Below are 18,755 nucleotides of genomic sequence, written 5' to 3'. Positions count from 1 at the left end.
AAAAATCTTGATGTTCGAGGGAAAACTTTTGACCATTACTGACCAATGTTGTATAATAGAAGAGTAGAAAAAAGGATACTGCTTGCAGCGTACTTTTTTCTGACTACCATTTTGGGAGGGAAAAGTATGAACCCAGAAAAAATGACGACTACATTACAAAGTGCTATCGCTGAAGCCCAGCAGATTGCCATGACCCGTCACCATCAAGAAATTGATATTCCGCATTTATGGAAGATTTTATTGCAAGCCAATCAATTCGGCCGCAATTTTTACACGGACACAGGTCTCGATGTCGATGCTTTTGAAAAGGAAGTCGACCGACTATTAGATGAACTGCCTTCGGTTGAAGGAGGAAATGTTCGTTATGGTCAATCCATGAGTCAAAATCTGTTTCATCTTTTGTCTGAGGCAGATCAATTAAAAAATGAATTTCAAGACGAGTATCTTTCCACAGAAATCGTCCTTTATGCGTTGATGAAATTGAAAAATCATCCATTGACGGTGTATTTAAAGAAACAAGGAATCAGCGCGAAAGAAATCAAGCAAACGATCGAAACATTAAGAGGAGGGGATCGTGTGACCTCACAAAATCAAGAAGAACAATACAAAGCTTTAGAAAAATACGGCGTTGACCTGGTGCAACAAGTCCGCAGCGGAAAAATGGACCCAATTATCGGACGAGACGAAGAAATTCGCGATGTGATTCGCATCCTTTCTCGGAAGACAAAAAACAATCCCGTTTTGATTGGTGAACCAGGAGTTGGTAAAACAGCCATCGTTGAAGGATTGGCACAAAGGATCGTGCGAAAAGACGTCCCAGAAAACCTAAAAGACAAAACGATCTTTTCTCTGGATATGGGTGCCTTGATCGCAGGTGCTAAATTCAGAGGTGAATTTGAAGAGCGTTTGAAAGCTGTCTTACAAGAAGTGAAAAAAGCCGATGGACGCATCATTCTCTTTATTGATGAGATCCACAATATTGTAGGTGCTGGTAAGACGGAAGGCAGCATGGATGCTGGAAACTTACTGAAACCAATGCTGGCACGGGGAGAATTGCATACGATTGGCGCAACCACCCTTGATGAATACCGTCAATACATGGAAAAGGATAAAGCTTTGGAACGTCGTTTCCAAAAAGTGCTGGTACAGGAACCAACCGTTCAAGATACGATCTCAATTTTACGTGGGTTGAAAGAACGGTTCGAGATCCATCATGGCGTCAACATCCATGACAACGCGCTTGTTGCAGCGGCTACCTTATCTGACCGTTATATCACGGACCGCTTTTTACCAGACAAAGCCATCGATTTGATCGATGAAGCAAGTGCCACGATTCGGGTGGAAATGAATTCGATGCCTACTGAGCTCGACCAAGTTACCCGTCGTTTGATGCAACTAGAGATCGAAGAAGCCGCACTGAAAAAAGAATCCGATGATGCATCGAAAAAACGCTTAGGCATTTTACAAGAAGAATTGGCGGAATTGCGTGAAGAAGTCAATACCATGAAAATGCAGTGGGAAACGGAAAAAGAAGAAGTCAATGCAGTTTCCAACAAACGGGCAGAGATCGATAAAGCCAAGCATGAGTTGGAAGATGCTGAAAATAACTATGATTTGGAACGGGCAGCTGTTCTTCGTCATGGGACGATTCCACAACTGGAAAAAGAACTAGCTGAATTGGAAGAAAAAAACCAAGACGAAGGCATTCGGATGGTCCAAGAATCAGTGACCGAAAATGAGATTGCCCTAGTCGTTGGACGTTTGACAGGGATTCCTGTTGCGAAATTAGTGGAAGGCGAACGGGAAAAACTGTTGAAATTAAATGAGACCTTGCATCAACGAGTGATCGGACAAGACGAAGCCGTCGATGCCGTCAGTGATGCCGTCATTCGTTCACGAGCTGGCCTGCAAGATCCAAATCGACCATTAGGTTCCTTCTTATTCTTAGGTCCGACCGGCGTCGGTAAGACCGAATTAGCGAAAGCGTTGGCGGTCAATCTCTTTGATTCAGAAGAGCATATGGTTCGGATCGATATGAGCGAATACATGGAAAAACATTCGGTGTCTCGCTTAGTCGGTGCCCCTCCAGGCTATGTAGGGTTTGAAGAAGGTGGCCAATTGACTGAAGCTGTTCGACGCAATCCATACACGATCGTCTTATTGGATGAGATCGAAAAAGCCCATCCTGATGTTTTCAATATCTTATTACAAGTGCTTGATGATGGCCGTTTGACAGATTCAAAAGGGCGAGTCGTTGATTTCAAAAATACAGTCTTGATCATGACTAGCAATATCGGCTCTCAAGTCTTGCTAGATGGCGTGACCGCAGAAGGGACGATCCCAGAAAACGTTGCTGAAAATGTCCGTAATCTCTTGAGAGGGCATTTTAAACCAGAATTCTTAAATCGGATCGACGACACGATTTTGTTCACACCGCTTAGTCTAAACGATGTGACAGGCATCGTCGACAAGATCATCGCACAGCTTTCACAACGACTGGAAGTCCAAGATATTCTGCTGACGATCACTGAAGAAGCCAAACGTTGGATTGCTGAAAATGCTTATGAGCCAGCATATGGTGCGCGACCTCTCCGTCGGTTTATTACGAGAGAAGTCGAAACCCCATTGGCAAAAGAAATCGTTGCCGGCAGAGTCTTACCAAAGACCCAAGTTACGATCGAATTATTGAACGATCAGCTGGTTTTTGAAAATACGCCAATTACCGAGGAATAAAAAGATAAAAAAAGGATAAATGCAAAACGATGGTTGCCGTTTCATTGGTAGCCATCGTTTTTTTGTCGCTCAACATAAGACAAAAAAATCCCCTTGCTTGTTGTTTGGAGGAAATTCGCACTTCGATTATACTGTTCTTATGGAGTAGGAGAGGAATGAAAAGATGAATACTTTTTTTGAAACGTTAAATGAGCGAAAAGGGGAATTGCTGACAGCTGTCTTTGAGCATTTGTCATTGTCGATCATTGCGCTGCTGGTGGCGATCGTTATTGCTGTCCCGTTAGCCATTTGGCTGGTTAATCATAAACGGGCAGCGGAAGTCGGCCTACAAATAACGAGTGTGCTACAAACGATTCCATCACTGGCACTGTTAGGTTTATTGATTCCATTTGTGGGGATCGGAACGCCGCCTGCGTTGATCGCACTAGTTATTTATGCGTTATTGCCGATCTTTCAAAATACCTATATTGGCCTTTCGGAGATCGATCCATCAATCGAAGAAGCTGCGGCGGCATTTGGTATGTCTCGGATGCGCCGATTGATCAAAGTCGAATTGCCGATTGCCTTGCCTGTCATAATTTCTGGGATTCGCACGGCGTTGGTCTTGATCATCGGAACAGCGACTTTAGCCGCTCTGATTGGCGCTGGTGGGCTAGGTTCCTTTATTTTGTTGGGGATCGATCGGAATGCCCCTGAATTAACCTTGATCGGCGCGATCGGGTCTGCTTTACTTGCTATTATTTTCAGTACGTTGATCCGTTATCTACAACACCTGAAACCGCGCTATACCTTGATTACGCTGGCAGCGATCATCTTGCTGATTGGCGGCGTTTCTTTTTCACAGAGCGGATTTTTCGCGCCGAAAACCATTACCATCGCTGGGAAGTTAGGGTCTGAGCCTGATATCTTGATCAACATGTACAAAGAATTAATTGAACAAGAAGATCCTGATGCACAGGTTGAATTGGAACCTAACTTTGGGAAAACTTCTTTCTTATTCAGTGCTTTAGACAATGACCAAGTCGACATTTATCCAGAGTTTACTGGAACTGTGTTGGAGAGTTTAGTGGATGTACCGGAAAAAACCGCTAGTCAAAAACTTGACTCTGACGAAACCTATACCGAAGCAGTCAATCTGTTACAGGATCAGTTTGAGATGACCTTGCTTCAGCCGATGGCGTATCAAAATACCTATGCGTTGGCTGTGAAAAAAGAATTTGCTGAGGAAAATGGACTAACCACGATCTCTGATTTGAAGAAAATCGAAAATCAAATCAAAGCCGGCTTTACCCTCGAATTCATTGATCGGACGGACGGTTATGCGGGCATCCAAGAACTCTATGGGCTAGATTTTCCAAGTGTCCAAAGTATGGAACCAGCATTGCGTTATCAAGCCATCAATAATGGCGACATCAATCTACTGGATGCCTATTCCACGGACAGTGAATTGCGTCAATATGGCTTAGTTATTCTAGAAGACGATCAAGAACTATTTCCACCTTATCAAGGAGCGCCTTTGATGAAAGAAGCCTTTGCCAAGGAACATCCAGAAGTCGTCCGTGCATTGGAAAAGCTGGCAGGTAAAATCACCGAAGAACAAATGAGTGAAATGAATTATCAGGTCAATGTCGAAGGAAAAAATCCAGCAGAAGTCGCGCGTACCTTCCTGATAGATGAAGGATTAATTAAGGAGGGACAAGAATGACACCAATTATTGAATTTAAAAACGTCAGTAAAAAGTTTGATCAAAAAATAGTGATCGATCAATTAGATCTGAGCATCAATAAAGGGGAAATCTTTGTTTTGGTCGGTCCTTCTGGGAGTGGGAAAACGACGACTTTGAAGATGATCAACGCGTTGTCAGAACCAACGGATGGCGATATTTACTTCAAAGAAAAACGAATCAAAGAATACAATATCCAAAAAATGCGTTGGCAAATGGGGTATGTTCTCCAACAAATCGCCCTGTTTCCGACAATGGATGTGAAGCAAAATATTGAAGTAATCCCAGAGATGTTAGGGTGGTCGAAAAAAGATCGCTCAGAAGCCGTGGATCGTTTGCTGACACAGGTCAAACTTGACCCAGAGCAATACCGCCATCGAATGCCTAAAGAGTTGTCAGGAGGAGAACAGCAGCGGATCGGGATTTTAAGAGCGTTAGCTGCTAACCCAGAAATTATTCTGATGGACGAGCCCTTTAGTGCTCTTGATCCAATTTCTCGAAATTCCTTACAGGAGTTAGTCCTCGATTTGCACCAAGAGCTTGGGACGACGATTATTTTTGTCACGCATAACATGAAAGAAGCGGTAAAACTAGGTACGCGCATTGCTGTCATGAATCAAGGGAAGATCGTCCAATGTGATACACCGGAAGTGATTGTCTCGCAACCAAAAACTGCTTTTGTGAAAAGTTTTTTTGAAGAGACCGGTGAAGACGAAGCAAAACTGGTCACTGCAGGGGATTTGATGCGGATGAACTTTTTCAGCGATGAAGTCAACCCAGTGGCTCCTCAAATCGCTGCATCTACTACTTTAAATGAGTTGTATACCTTATTTGCAACTCATGACACGGTAGTGATTGAAGAAGAGCAGAAACTCGTAGGGAGTCTAAGTCGAAAAGATGTGTTTGCTTTCTTGAGTCGTGATCGAACGTAAAAGGTTCTTTATGGCCACTAGAAATGTCATATTTTTTTAAAAATCGATGATTTCTCTTGCTCAATGTAAAAATTCCACGTAAGATTGAGGAAGATATCTTTTGTCAGAATGCCAGAAACGAGCTTTGATAATGACAAAAGATGCAGTAAAGGAGCGAAAGAGCAGCTATGGTAAAAATCCTAAAAGAGAATTGGTTACTGCTTTTCTTTATCGTCACCGTGGTTCTCATCCGTTTGTTTGTCCTGACGCCAGTTCAAGTCAGTGGCCATTCTATGGATCCAACTTTGGCCGATAAGCAGCGTTTGATTGCATCAAAAATTTCTTCATATGACCGCCAAGACATCGTGATATGTGTTGAACCAGATGATCCAAGCAAAATTGCTGTCAAGCGGCTGATTGGTTTACCCGGTGATACGATTGAGATGAAAGATGATGTCCTAACAATCAATGGAGAAGTATACGAAGAACCCTATTTAGATGAGTTTAAAGAGAAATTTGCGGACGATCAATTACAAGACGAATATTCTTATCGCGAAATGTTTCAGCAAATCGCCGCTGGTGCCGAACACTTTACCGATGATTTCACGGTAACGGTTCCTGAAGGCAGCTATTTTGTGATGGGAGACAATCGTTTGATCTCTCGGGACAGTCGTAGTTTCGGGGTCGTAACAGAAGATCAAATGGAAGGGAAAGTGCTGCTGCGTTTTTGGCCTTTGAATCAAATCAAACTTTTCTAACCACAAAAAAACATTCTTGCCAATGCAGCGAAAACGCCGCAACTGGCAAGAATGTTTTTTTAGATGACCCAAGCGACAAATGCAACCATTGAAAAGAACATTGTCCAAACCGCAATAATAGCTGATGCGATAAAAATAATTTTGATTGATAAAGGTTGGACAAATTTTCGGGCATCTTTAGAGAACGCATAGGTGATCGATGAAAAAATCAAGCAGCATAAAATAAAAAACACTGTTAGAACCATAAGCCTCTCCTTTACTGACGCAATGTCAAATGAATAATGTAATTATAACAGACCATGGTTTTTTGGGGAAATAAAAATGATTAAACGAGGGAATTTTCTTGTAGTTGTAACCGTTTTATAGGGAAGTGTAAGAAAGGTCGAACCTTGTTAGACAGCGAAATTATAAAAATAAGCCGTGTTATTTAAGTATTTTTATAAATTTTTCTTTATCAATAAAAGAACAAAAGAAAAAAGCTTGTTGAAAAACGATGGTTTCAACAAGCTTTTAAAGGTTGGTTATGATAATTTTTTAATCCGATAACTTTCAAAGTAATCAGGTTTGCCTCGTCCTTGAACATACGCGATCACGCCCATCAAAGCAGCACCAATCGTGTTGGTTAGTAAATCGCCCATCGTATCCATCAATGCTTCACGACCAATAAACGGGGTGCCATCTAAGGTTGCATAACGTTGGAGATTCATTCCACCAACAGAGTCGCAGATGAATTCCCAAAACTCCCAGAAAACACCACACAAGCCAGCAAAAGCAAAGCCCATCAGTAAAAATAACCAAGGCGAAACTTTTGAAACGGGCACTTCTTTTAGTAAGAGACAGATCAATCCATAGCCTACAGCCGTCAAGACCATTGGGCTTACCGCATGCAGAATTTTATCCCAGAAAGCAATGGTTTCGATCAAATGTAAGATCGTCCCCATGAATACGGAGATCAGCAAGAAAAACCAATAAAAGTAGACGGTGGCATTTGGTAGCTGGATTTTTAAGAACTTTTTACTCATTTCTGGGACAAAGATCAATAAAATCCCAAGTAATGCTTGACCCAAGAAAATCAGTCCTTGTGTTTGCGGATAGACGCCACGGAAAAATTCCCACAAAGAAAAACAAAACACGAGAATACCGAAAATAGTGAATACCTTTTGCAGTCGCTGATAATTTTGCCCCATTTAGTTGTCCTCCGAAAGATAGTCTGCTAAGCCAGCTAAAAGGGCTGCTTCAGAGGAATAAATCTCACCGTTTAGCTTGATCAAACCCACCGTATAAAGATTGACATAGTGGAACTGATTTTCCGCAACGGTTTGTAATGCTGCCAGCTTTTGCTGATTATCGGCACCTTGTTGGCGACTATCCGTATAAAGCCCTAAAACAGGAATGCCTTTTGCATAGGCGACGCCAATCTCAGAGGCAACCCCAGCATCGATGGTCAAACCATCCAGCAAAGCGATCATCAAATCGCTTTCCAGTACTTTTTCGGTATCTGCCAACGCAATCATTTTGCTATCCGCGTAGGCGGACTTATCATTGATCGCGGCATTTTCTTGAGGTAAATAAATCTCCAGCTGCGGATACTGCTGGCGAATCGACGCAACAAGTTCGGCGTTGTAGCGAAGGTCACTAGCAGCAAACAGGGGAGCAGCAAAATATAGTTTCATTCAAAAACACTCCTTAATCATTCATAGTTGTACGTTTTGTTGATTCGTTGTTTAGAAATAATCACTGAAATAGGCTTCCATATCAGGGATGATCGATTCTAGTAATGCCAGTGTTTCTGAATCGGTATTTAGCCGTTCCACACGCTCTAAGTAAGCTGGACGGCGGTAATTCATCAACAGACAAGACAATGTCTGAATATCCAGCTGGACAGCTTTTCCGATGGCTTCTCTTGAAACCACGATCTCCCCGTGATTGTATTGGACACCGAAGATTCCGTTGTTCCAATCGGCAACTGGGTCAGAAACAACAAAGTGAAAGGGTGTTTGAAAGGTTTCAAATGGGAAGTTTTTCAAAAACTGTTCAACGTCGACGATCCGCGCCATGTAATAAGGCTCAATGGTTTCTTTGATTTGGCTATCATCCAGGTAGAAGGACAGGGGTTCATTTGAATAAATGTCTCCTTTGACCCAATAGACCATTGAGAAATGAGCAGAGATAAAATTCCAAAGACCATTGCGGGCTTCTTGATTTAAGTAGAACATTTCCTTTACATGGAAGACTTCTTCGGCTACCCAATAAAAAAGTACAGCAGTCGGATGACCACTGGCATTGTAATAGACAGCCGCGGTGCGCTCTTCTTCATTTTCATAGCGCCAATACTCTTCCCAGTGAAAAGAGGTCCGCTGCAAGGCGCCATGGTTTTCCTGGGAGAATTGGTTATAGACAGTAAAGACATCAGGGTCATCTACTTCTTTGCGCTCTACGATCCCAGGGACTTCTTTGGTTTTCGGAAGCTGGGTATCACGAATTTTGAAGGTCAGCTTGTCGGACATGATCTCCCAGCCTTTGCGACGATAGTAGGGCACATTGTATGGATAAAGGTAGGAGATCCATTGCTGATCTTCCCGCATGGTTTCTAAGGCAAGCTTGATCAAGTCTTTCATCAGGCCATGTCCGGCATATTCAGGGTAGGTCCCAACACCGGTCACTCCGCCCATTTTGATCAATTTGCCGTGTATATTGACTTCACAAGGATAAACGGCGATTTGCGAGATCAACTTGTCTTCATTGAACCAGCCAAAGACCTTGGAAAGCTCTAAGATCGGGCGCTTAGATTTAATCATTTCCCGTTTGCTCTCATAGCCACTTTCTTCAATATCCGATTCAGTGATCTGAAAAACGTAGCTTAACAGTTCATTGAACTGATCAACGTCTTTTTCATCCACCGCTCGAATATGTAGATTTTGATGAAAATTATTGTCCATTCTTTCAACTCCAATTTATTTGCTAGCTCTAGTATAGCAAAACCTGAATGAATATGTCTAAATAACGGTTAAGAAAAATACTTTAACTATTGGCGTTTCGTTGGTATAATAGAAAAGCTGACTAAAAGAAATGAGGAACGTATCCATGAACATAGAAGAAATGAAAAAACGACAGGAGAAGATTCGTAATTTCTCCATTATCGCCCATATCGACCATGGGAAATCAACACTGGCGGACCGTATTTTGGAACAAACCCATACGGTGACGTCTCGGGAAATGCAAAACCAATTATTAGACTCCATGGATCTTGAACGTGAACGAGGAATCACGATCAAATTAAATGCTGTGGAACTTAACTATACCGCCAAAGATGGAGAAACCTACATCTTCCATTTGATCGACACCCCAGGGCACGTCGATTTCACCTATGAAGTTTCCCGCAGTTTGGCCGCTTGTGAAGGCGCCGTACTCGTCGTTGATGCGGCTCAAGGGATCGAAGCACAGACATTGGCAAACGTCTACTTGGCGTTAGACAATGATTTAGAGATCCTACCAGTCATTAATAAAATAGACTTGCCAGCTGCCGATCCTGAGCGGGTACGAACAGAGATCGAAGATGTTATCGGAATCGATGCCAGTGAAGCTGTTTTAGCGAGTGCCAAAGCAGGTATTGGGATCGAAGACATTTTGGAACAAATCGTTGAGTATGTCCCAGCTCCAGCAGGTGATATTGAAGCACCGTTAAAAGCGTTGATCTTTGACTCCGTGTACGATTCCTATCGTGGGGTGGTCTTAAACGTCCGCATTATGGACGGGATGGTCAAACCTGGAGATAAAATCAAAATGATGAGCAATGGCAAGACCTTTGATGTCACGGAAGTCGGCGTCTTTTCACCCAAAGCCATTCAACGAGATGCGTTGATGGTGGGCGATGTTGGCTATATCACTGCTGCCATCAAGACTGTTAAAGATACGCAAGTCGGAGATACGGTGACTTTAGCCAACAATCCAGCAGCCGAAGCATTGGAAGGCTACCGCCAAATGAATCCGATGGTTTATTGCGGATTGTACCCAATCGATACCTCACGCTACAACGACCTTCGAGAAGCATTGGAAAAATTACAACTGAATGATGCAGCACTGCAATTTGAACCAGAAACCTCTCAAGCGTTAGGATTTGGGTTCCGCTGCGGCTTCTTAGGCCTATTACACATGGATGTCGTGCAAGAACGGCTAGAACGTGAATTTAACCTTGAGTTGATTACGACTGCACCATCCGTAATCTATCATGTCAACAAGACAGATGGCTCAATGGTCGTCGTTGATAACCCAGCAGAATTTCCTGAACCAGTCACGATCGACAACGTACAAGAACCTTACGTCAAAGCACAAATCATGGTGCCTAATGATTACGTCGGTGCTGTAATGGAATTGTCCCAACGCAAACGGGGAGACTTTGTCACGATGGATTACTTGGATGATTATCGTGTAAACGTCGTTTATGAGATCCCACTATCGGAAATCGTCTTTGATTTCTTTGATAAATTGAAATCCAGCACCAAAGGGTACGCATCACTGGATTATGAAATGTCTGGTTACCGAACTAGCAAGCTAGTGAAGATGGACATCTTGCTGAACACTGAAAAAGTCGATGCGTTGAGCTTTATCGTTCACCGTGACTTTGCTTATGAACGAGGCAAAGCCATCGTTGAAAAACTGAAAAAACTGATCCCACGACAACAATTTGAAGTACCGATCCAAGCAGCCATCGGACAAAAAATCGTTGCGCGTTCAGACATCAAAGCCTTGCGTAAAAACGTATTGGCGAAGTGTTACGGCGGTGACGTTTCTCGAAAACGCAAACTCCTAGAGAAACAAAAAGAAGGGAAGAAGCGGATGAAACAAATCGGCTCTGTCGAAGTACCGCAAGAAGCCTTCATGGCAGTTCTTAAGATGGATGAGGATGAACCGAAGAAGTAACTCGTTTCAATTTGAAAAGTCTAATAAAGCAATCTTTTCTTGTGTTAGAAAAAAGTGATTTAACCGTTTATAAAATTTAAACAGTTATACGGATTGTCACTGTTGAATAAAAGGACAAGAAAAAAATCTCTTGCTTGAGAATTTTTAGTTGTCAGCGTATGAAAGAGCATCTCATAAGGAGGTGCTTTTTTCATACCATTACATAAAAATGAATGAATCCATAGAGGAAAGCATTTAAAGAAAAGCAGATTATCCAATCGTTCAACTCTGGAATATTTAGCGATGAAGAAAATTCTTTTCAAGCTGCTATTGAAAAAAGAAAATGGGTTGAGTGACCTATCTTAGCAGTGTGATAAAGTTTTGAGTATGATACAAATGTATAAGAGAAGTAGCTCAAAAAAAAGTCTCGGCTATTAACAGAGATAAAGAAATAGCAGCGTATTAATTACTTCTCTCCTGAAACACTATCAAAAAACTAAATTGAGATGCCACTTTTAAATGATCATCAAGAAAGCACGCTAGAAAAAGAGAAGAAGCTTTATTTCTTGACGGCGATCACCAAACCGTTCTACTATCAAATTGATAGCCCTCCGTATGATTCGATAATTAAATGAAGGGTGAGCAATCGACGCCAGCTCACTCAAATATCGTCAATGGAAAATTCAGAGAGTAACTAAATTTTTGGATGCAAAATCCGTATTGAAATGACATCGATCATCAGAGGGAAACAAACATGTTTTACGGGTATTTGAACTTTAAGAATGAAATGTTTCTGTAGTTGATCTAAGTAGCAGGCCGATAGATCAAGCTGTTTTACATCCACGAGTAAAAGAAAAGAGGAACGGAAATGAAGTAGGCAGTTACTGGTGCCACAGTGAATTTAGGCAGTCGAGTAGTGAAAGAATTTAGTCGTTTGGTCGATAAGAAAGAAATATTTGCTCTTGTGCATACACTGTCTCTATGAGCAATAGTCAGAGCTGCAGAAAAAGCAAGTGAATGACAACGCTATTTCTTATGAGTGGTGTCGAAAGATGTGAAGACGTAAATCAATTTCATTTGTAACGAAAAAGCCCACTGAGATGTCAGTATCTCAATGGGTTTTTTGGTTTTATAAAAATGGCTCAAGAAAAGATTTGTTTTCAGGTCGTTTGCTTTCCTCTAAACTTGCAATACTTGTTAATAGAGAGAACAGATTGATTTTCGCCATTTTTTCTTCGACAGTTACTTGCAATTCATTATACGCACCATCCAGTACTTCTTGTATATTTGCACCAACAATGCAGTCTGGATTCGTTTTAGGATCGACTTGAATGAGATTTGTGTTTCCATGAATACTTTTATATATATCAAGTAGACTAATATCTTTGGGGTCCTTTGCTAAATAGGGCTTTGGTTTCCCAGTAGTTGTTCGAATCAGTCCAGATTTTTTTAAGTTTGCCATTATTTTTCTGACATTTGCAGCATTAGTTTCTACACTTTGAGCAATCATCTCACTTGAGAGCATATTAGTATCTTTATAGATGACGATATAACACATAATATGAATTGCATCACTGAGTTGAATAGAATATTTCAAGTGAATTCAGTCCTTTTTAGATTTTCTTCTTGACTTATCTTAACATACTATTTATTATATAGGTGTATCTTATAATTGTACAGCTGAATGTACGAACTAAAAAGGAGTGTTTTATATGACATATTTAGTAACAGGAGCTACTGGTGGTTTTGGAGGATATGCACTTGAATTCTTGAAAGATTTAGTTTCTAAAGATCAGATCTATGCTTTGGTACGATCTGAAGAAAAAGCAGCTACACTAAAAGAGAAAGGCTACAATGTAAGAGTAGGGGATTATTCTGACATCAATTCGTTGAGTAACGCTTTTGACGGCATTGACCGCTTGCTTTTTGTGTCTGGCGCACCAGGCAATCGTCAAGAAGAACATGCTAATGTGGTTAAGGCAGCCAAAGACGCTGGTGTTCAGTATATTGCTTATACAAGTTTTGCTGATGCAGATCACTCAACAAGTGCATTAGCTGCTGATCACATCTTTACTGAAAAACAAATCAAAGAAGCGGGAATTGCGCATACATTTTTACGTAATAACTGGTATTTAGAAAATGAAATGCCGATTATTGGCGGTGCTTTAGCTAGTGGGAAATTCGTTTACGCAGCTAAAGAAGGCAAAACCGGCTGGGCTTTGAAGCGCGAATATGCTGAGGTTGCTGCAAAAGCACTAGCAGGAACAGAATACCCTGAAATCCTTGAATTATCGGGCAGCCCTATTACTTATGCTGAATTAGCAGCAGCTTTAAAAGAAGCAACAGGGAAGGAAATCGAAGTAGTTTCATCTGATGATCAAACCTTTGTAGATAGTTTGACAGCAGGCGGTTTACCACAACCTGTTGCAGAAATGTTCTTGTCTTTCCAACATGATATTAAAAATAATCAATTAGATGTGACATCTAGTGACTTTGAACAAGCTTTGGGTAAACCTTTGACGAGTCGCGTAGAAGCAATCAAAGAGTTGTTAAATTAGTCTTGCTATTTCCCGATTATCGAAAATAATCGGGAAATTTTTATAAAGAAGGTGTTGACGATGAACCATAGCGAAAAGAGGAAATGGCTGATTAACTATTTATTAGAGGAAAACAGTCACTTAAGTAAAATAGTAGATGCTAGCTCGGATGATCCGAAAGAACAAAATGATTTATTGCGATGCTTATTAAATATAAGAGAAGCGCGACCTATTCATAAGGACTTTATTGACATTCAAAATCAATTTCTTTTAGAAGAAAGAGCTGAAAATCAGATTTTTTCACTAAACGATGCGCAACAGTATACAAAAAACCTTTATCTCTGGCAAGGAGATATCACGAGGTTGGAAGTGGACGCCATCGTAAACGCTGCAAACGCACAGCTACTAGGATGTTTTGTTCCATTACACAGGTGCATCGACAATGCGATCCACTCTGCAGCAGGTATTCAATTAAGACTAGCATGCAAAGAAATCATGGACGCACAAGGGCATTTGGAAGAAACCGGCTATGCAAAAATCACCGACGGCTATAACTTGTCTGCAAAAAAAGTGATACATACTGTTGGGCCAATCATAAAAGATACCGTAACTAAAGAACACGTATCCTTATTGGCTGACTGTTATCGTCGCGTCTTGTTGCTTTGCGAAGAGTATCAATTGAAGAGCGTCGCTTTTTGTTGTATCTCAACAGGAGAATTTCGTTTTCCCAATGAGTTAGCTGCAGAGATCGCTATCAAAACAACGCAAGAATATGTAACGCGTGTTCATTCACCTATAAAAATTATTTTCAATGTGTTTAAAGACATTGATAAGGAGTTGTACCATGAAAAACTACAACAATTATCAGGAAGTTTATCAAAAGATAACTGAAGCAGAGGCAATCGTTATCGGTGCTGGATCAGGCCTTTCTGCTGCTGCCGGGTTAACCTATTCTGGTGAACGGTTCAAAAAATATTTCAGAGACTATATTGATTATTATCATTTAACCGATATGTATTCTGCCGGATTTTATCCCTTCGATTCATTAGAGACGTATTGGGGTTATTGGAGTAAACATGTTTTTCATAATCGATATCAGCCTGAGGCTTTGCCGCTATATAAAGAGCTTCTATCTTTGGTAGAAGAAAAAAATTACTTTGTCATTACTACTAATGTAGATCATCAGTTCCAAAAGACGGGCTTTGATAAGAGACGATTATTTTATACACAAGGTGATTATGGGTTATTTCAATGTTCACGTGCCTGCCATAACAAGACGTACGAGAATGAATCATTGATTATGCAAATGGTCGATCAGCAGAGTCAGTTCAAAATTCCCAAGCACCTCATACCATATTGCCCCAAATGTGGACAACCGATGCGGGTCAATTTACGGATAGATCAATTTTTTGTACAAGATGATGGTTGGGAAAGCGCAGCTAACCGATACAAAGAATTTCTAGAAAATTATTTAGGTACTAAAATCGTTTTTTGGGAGATCGGCATTGGTAACAACACGCCTTCCATTATAAAATATCCATTCCAAGAAATGACGAGGGCGACGAATCAGTCGACCTATATCGTCTGTAACCAACAAGCACAACGCATACCAGATGAACTCATGGATAAAACGATTATTCTGCAAGGAAATATAGTTGAAACGATCAGAGAAATCGATCATTTTAGATAGGAGCGCATTCATGGACCATTCAAAAATGAAGACAGAAGATTATTTGAATTATTTAAAAAATGAGATTCATTCTACTGTGTTCGCCACAGTAGACGAAAACGGAAATCCGGTCACCAGGGTAATCGATATTATGTTGGTGAAAGAAACGAAGCTGTATTTTTTGACTGCAATATCCAAGCCGTTTTATAAACAGCTCAAAATGAACCCGGTCGTTTCCATCACAGGTATAGAAGGAGAAACATCAATGGAATCGTTTTCTATTACCTTACAAGGGAGAGTAAATGAAATAGGCTCTACCTATTTAGATGAAATTTTCGAGAAAAATCCTTACATGGCAAAAATATACCCCTCTGTAGAAGACCGAAATGTTTTACGAGTCTTTGAAATTTATAAAGGCGTTATGTCAATCTTTGATTTAAGCAAAAAGCCTATCTATCAAAACGTTAAATCTTTCGGATAACTCAAAGCAAAAGGAGACAATCACATGGCAAATAAAGTATCAGAAGAGGAAATGAACGAAGAAGAGTGGTTAAGCTGGTATAAGAAGCAGGAATTACCACAATATCTAAAACCAGCATTTACTGTTGACAATTTGATATTCAATGTCACGTCGGACGCAGTATACATTTTACTTGTCAAAAGAAAAAATCATCCTTTCAAAGGAAGGTTCGCTTTGCCAGGTGGCTTCGTTAACGAAGGAGAAAATATCATTAAAGCCGCCATCAGAGAGTTAAAGGAAGAAACGGGCGTGGAAGTGCAGGAAGTTTCTTTATTAGGTGTATATGGAGATAAAAATCGGGATCCCCGTGGATGGACTATTTCTGCTGTCTATATAACTGTTCTACAGCAGATGAAGACTCTTTATGCAGGAGATGATGCTTCTGAGGCTTTTTGGTATAGGGTTGATAAGGATAAAGTACTCTATCAATATGTTACGTCAAAAGAACGATCCTCTACGGAGAACTGGGAATCTCTTTTTGCTTTTGATCATGCGCAAATCATCCATGAATGATTTAAGTGGTTGAACGACGAATTAAGGCAAAGAGGCCTTTAACAAGTAGAAGCGATGTGGCTTAATTTTTTCGAGTGGGGATAATTATTTATATGATACAATTGATTGATCGCCGGCGACTTTTGCCATCGCTTTCCTGATATCCTCTAAAAACCATGGATAGTCAGTTTGGTTCCGTTGTAATGAGCTACTTCTGAGGATTTGTCAGACTTAAAAGATGATGGCTTCAAATCCTCACTTCTTTCTCTTAGTAATAGTCAGCTTTGTTATAATCCTGTTTTACACAAAAGTAGTTGATTTATCTAGGAATAAGGTGGGTTAGACATAACTGGAATTGATAAGGAGGATCTGAACGAATAATCTACTTTGACGAATCTCATCTAGAAGAATAGAATGAAAGTACCTTCGTGAGAAGGTGTTTTTTTTATAGTAAAGAAATGACCAAAAGAACTTAATCTATTTTTTTATGATTTCAATCTAATGATAGTTGGCTAAGTGATAGAGCTTTGGTTTCATAAAGAAAATCACACGATTTTGATTGGCAAAAGATAGGAGATGTTTTGTGCATGAACGCATTGTACTTTAAAGAATTTGGCGATTCAGATGTGTTAACTTATGGTGAATTGCCTGATCCCGTCATTCAAGAAAATGAGCTAATGATAGAAATGATGTATATTGGGTTGAATTATGCAGATATTTATCGAAGAAAGGGCAGCTATCATATTGAATCCCGAGACCCTTTTATCAATGGCTATGAAGGAGTAGGGAAGATTGTTCAAAAAGGAAGATCAGTCTCTAAGTTTCAGCTAGGGGAAACGATTCTTTTTGTGGATGTTCCTTTTGCTAATGCAGAATTGGTGGCTGTTCCTGAGGAAAATGCCATCCATATTCCATCAGGTATACCATCTAAATTAGCAGCCAGTATTGGTCTGCAAGGGTTGACAGCTGATTTTTTAGCCCATGATCTTGGCAATAATGTGAATAATAGTAAGGTCTTCGTCCATGGGATAAGTGGTGGTGTTGGACAAATTTTATCGCAACTATTAACCGCAGATGGTCTAGAAGTTTATGGCGTCACTTCCACGGAAGAAAAGCGACAACTGGCTTTAGACCAAGGAGCAAAACAAGTCTTTTTAAGAAATACAGAATGGCAAGAAACCTATACTTCTTTCTTTGATACCGTTTATGATGGCATTGGGCATACATTAGCCGAAAGTGTCGACTTGCTCAAAAATAGAGGGAAGGTTATCTTTTTTGGCATGGCCGGCGGAAATCCGCCAGCGATCGACTTTATTCCCTTGTTATCAAAATCAAAAAGTATTTTAACAGGGGATCTGTGGGATTACTTGACAAGTTTTCAAGAGCGGGAGAGAAGAAGCACCCGACTGTTTACTTACTTTAGCAAGGATCAAATGAAAATCAGTCAACCAACCATTTTTTCCTTAGCTGACGGAAAAGCTGCCCATGATTATTTAGAATCTGGAAAAAGTGTCGGGAAAATTTTGCTGCAACCATAAGAAAGTAAAAAAGCTAAATGACTTTATCATAAAAGATACACCGAATGTTTGCTAATTCACTAAATTATCTTTTTATATAATCGATACTTTTCTTATGATAAATCATTAAGGATAAAAATAAGTATAAAATGAGTAGAATATTGCAAGAATCTAATGTTTTCTGTTTCTTCAGTGAGAATCAGATAAAACTTTGTGATAAGCAGTACATTTAATTTGAAAATATTTAATTACAGCAGTAAGATAAATATATCAAATACTTAAGGAGTGATATCTATGACAAACTATGAAGAAAAGGAAGCAAAAGCATTGGTAAAGATTGCCGAGGTTCTTGATAAGTTAGATGAGAATTTAGCTGAATTAGACACACTAGATGCTGACGCAAAAAAACATAGTATGAAGAAATGGATCGTTGAGAAAAAAGCGATTCACGAAATCAAAAAGATCGCACACGAAGCCGGTAAGTATGAAAAGTACGATGAAAAAGCACTACAAAAAGAAATTGATGAAGTTGAGAAGTATATGTAATTGAAGAAAAATAAGAAATTGTCTTCATTATTCAGCAATTGAAATCTGAATTGATAAAAGCCAGATTCTAATTGAAGATTTAGAATGGACGATGATCTCACTAAGCCCATGCTCTTATGAGTGTGGGCTTGTTTGCTGTACATATGATTAAACACGACAAGCTGAATAGGCATAAAAGATCATGTTCTACAACGACAAGATAAAACCTTAGTTAAAGGGAGACGGGGAAAAATCAAAAAAAACAAAGAAAGTCTGTTTTTTCGTTTTTTTCATCGACTTTCTCCATTTTTTTAGACAAGCTTTTCGCTTATTCTAAATTTATGAGCGGTATCAAAGTAAAAAGTTAACAAAACGTTTAGACCATTTGAAAATACCTTTGCAGAAAATAGTGACGAGAGATTTATGGCTGATATGCAATTCGATTGCCTTTTACAACATAGTAGAAAGTTC

The 18,755-nt window shown here is 40.1% G+C and carries 17 protein-coding genes; 12 read left to right on the top strand and 5 right to left on the bottom strand.

From position 1 onward, the window contains the following. Positions 1–126: 126 nt before the first annotated feature. The 4 genes from clpB to lepB all read left to right on the top strand — a co-directional run bounded on the left by clpB (position 127) and on the right by lepB (position 6,125). Positions 127–2,733 carry an ATP-dependent chaperone ClpB gene (gene clpB / locus IGI94_RS08465; RefSeq protein WP_087664106.1) on the top strand — a complete coding sequence of 869 codons (2,607 nt, stop codon included), beginning with the start codon at positions 127–129 and terminating at the stop codon, positions 2,731–2,733. A gap of 163 nt (positions 2,734–2,896) precedes the next feature. Then, positions 2,897–4,438, top strand: coding sequence for an ABC transporter permease/substrate-binding protein (locus IGI94_RS08460; protein ID WP_016611832.1), 1,542 nt, complete (start codon positions 2,897–2,899; stop codon positions 4,436–4,438). Further along, on the top strand, positions 4,435–5,388 hold the full coding sequence (locus IGI94_RS08455) for an ABC transporter ATP-binding protein (protein ID WP_005235811.1): 954 nt from the start codon (positions 4,435–4,437) through the stop codon (positions 5,386–5,388). The genes IGI94_RS08460 and IGI94_RS08455 overlap by 4 nt, the downstream gene beginning before the upstream one ends. Before the next feature lie 167 nt (positions 5,389–5,555). Further along, the gene (lepB, locus tag IGI94_RS08450) at positions 5,556–6,125 is read left to right on the top strand and encodes a signal peptidase I (protein ID WP_016611831.1); all 570 of its coding nucleotides are present in this window, start codon (positions 5,556–5,558) and stop codon (positions 6,123–6,125) included. A 59-nt stretch (positions 6,126–6,184) separates the two neighbouring features. Here the strand turns inward: lepB and IGI94_RS08445 are convergent, their stop codons facing one another. The 4 genes from IGI94_RS08445 to IGI94_RS08430 all read right to left on the bottom strand — a co-directional run bounded on the left by IGI94_RS08445 (position 6,185) and on the right by IGI94_RS08430 (position 9,064). After that, the gene (locus IGI94_RS08445; protein ID WP_005226019.1) at positions 6,185–6,370 is read right to left on the bottom strand and encodes a hypothetical protein; all 186 of its coding nucleotides are present in this window, start codon (positions 6,368–6,370) and stop codon (positions 6,185–6,187) included. Between the two features lie 276 nt (positions 6,371–6,646). Next, positions 6,647–7,312, bottom strand: a complete 666-nt coding sequence (locus IGI94_RS08440) for a hypothetical protein (RefSeq protein WP_008380055.1) — start codon at positions 7,310–7,312, stop codon at positions 6,647–6,649. Further along, positions 7,313–7,798, bottom strand: a complete 486-nt coding sequence (locus IGI94_RS08435) for a nucleoside 2-deoxyribosyltransferase (protein WP_010748216.1) — start codon at positions 7,796–7,798, stop codon at positions 7,313–7,315. It lies immediately after the preceding gene. 51 nt (positions 7,799–7,849) lie between these two features. Beyond that, entirely contained in the window at positions 7,850–9,064 is a 1,215-nt protein-coding gene (locus IGI94_RS08430) for a GNAT family N-acetyltransferase (RefSeq protein ID WP_429967807.1), read from the bottom strand. Positions 9,065–9,209: 145 nt separating this feature from the next. On the opposite strand from IGI94_RS08430, the gene lepA reads away from it, so the two are divergent. Beyond that, positions 9,210–11,045 carry a translation elongation factor 4 gene (lepA, locus tag IGI94_RS08425; RefSeq protein WP_005235823.1) on the top strand — a complete coding sequence of 612 codons (1,836 nt, stop codon included), beginning with the start codon at positions 9,210–9,212 and terminating at the stop codon, positions 11,043–11,045. A 1,108-nt stretch (positions 11,046–12,153) separates the two neighbouring features. Here the strand turns inward: lepA and IGI94_RS08420 are convergent. After that, the gene (locus tag IGI94_RS08420; protein ID WP_008380035.1) at positions 12,154–12,621 is read right to left on the bottom strand and encodes an Rrf2 family transcriptional regulator; all 468 of its coding nucleotides are present in this window, start codon (positions 12,619–12,621) and stop codon (positions 12,154–12,156) included. A gap of 115 nt (positions 12,622–12,736) precedes the next feature. On the opposite strand from IGI94_RS08420, the gene IGI94_RS08415 reads away from it, so the two are divergent. From IGI94_RS08415 to IGI94_RS08385, 7 genes are all read left to right on the top strand, one after another. Then, positions 12,737–13,582 (top strand): SDR family oxidoreductase, encoded by an 846-nt coding sequence (locus IGI94_RS08415; RefSeq protein WP_086299416.1) that lies wholly within the window; start codon positions 12,737–12,739, stop codon positions 13,580–13,582. A 60-nt stretch (positions 13,583–13,642) separates the two neighbouring features. Continuing rightward, on the top strand, positions 13,643–14,452 hold the full coding sequence (locus tag IGI94_RS08410) for a protein-ADP-ribose hydrolase (RefSeq protein ID WP_194199716.1): 810 nt from the start codon (positions 13,643–13,645) through the stop codon (positions 14,450–14,452). Beyond that, positions 14,406–15,251 (top strand): SIR2 family NAD-dependent protein deacylase, encoded by an 846-nt coding sequence (locus tag IGI94_RS08405; RefSeq protein ID WP_194199717.1) that lies wholly within the window; start codon positions 14,406–14,408, stop codon positions 15,249–15,251. Before IGI94_RS08410 ends, IGI94_RS08405 begins: the two co-directional genes overlap by 47 nt. A gap of 10 nt (positions 15,252–15,261) precedes the next feature. After that, a complete protein-coding gene (locus IGI94_RS08400) occupies positions 15,262–15,711 on the top strand; it encodes a pyridoxamine 5'-phosphate oxidase family protein (RefSeq protein ID WP_016620089.1) in 450 nt (149 codons plus the stop codon). Positions 15,712–15,735: 24 nt separating this feature from the next. Next, positions 15,736–16,263, top strand: coding sequence for an NUDIX hydrolase (locus IGI94_RS08395; protein ID WP_315041827.1), 528 nt, complete (start codon positions 15,736–15,738; stop codon positions 16,261–16,263). 566 nt (positions 16,264–16,829) lie between these two features. Further along, positions 16,830–17,780 carry a zinc-binding dehydrogenase gene (locus IGI94_RS08390; RefSeq protein ID WP_061054202.1) on the top strand — a complete coding sequence of 317 codons (951 nt, stop codon included), beginning with the start codon at positions 16,830–16,832 and terminating at the stop codon, positions 17,778–17,780. A 273-nt stretch (positions 17,781–18,053) separates the two neighbouring features. Next, the gene (locus IGI94_RS08385) at positions 18,054–18,305 is read left to right on the top strand and encodes a hypothetical protein (protein ID WP_015509648.1); all 252 of its coding nucleotides are present in this window, start codon (positions 18,054–18,056) and stop codon (positions 18,303–18,305) included. Positions 18,306–18,755: the final 450 nt, after the last annotated feature.

The sequence above is a fragment of the Enterococcus sp. AZ149 genome, assembly GCF_051714285.1.
Classification (GTDB): Bacteria; Bacillota; Bacilli; order Lactobacillales; family Enterococcaceae; genus Enterococcus_D; species Enterococcus_D entomosocium.
Note: the sequence above shows the minus strand (reverse complement) of the source record. Positions and strands in the feature narration are given on the sequence as shown.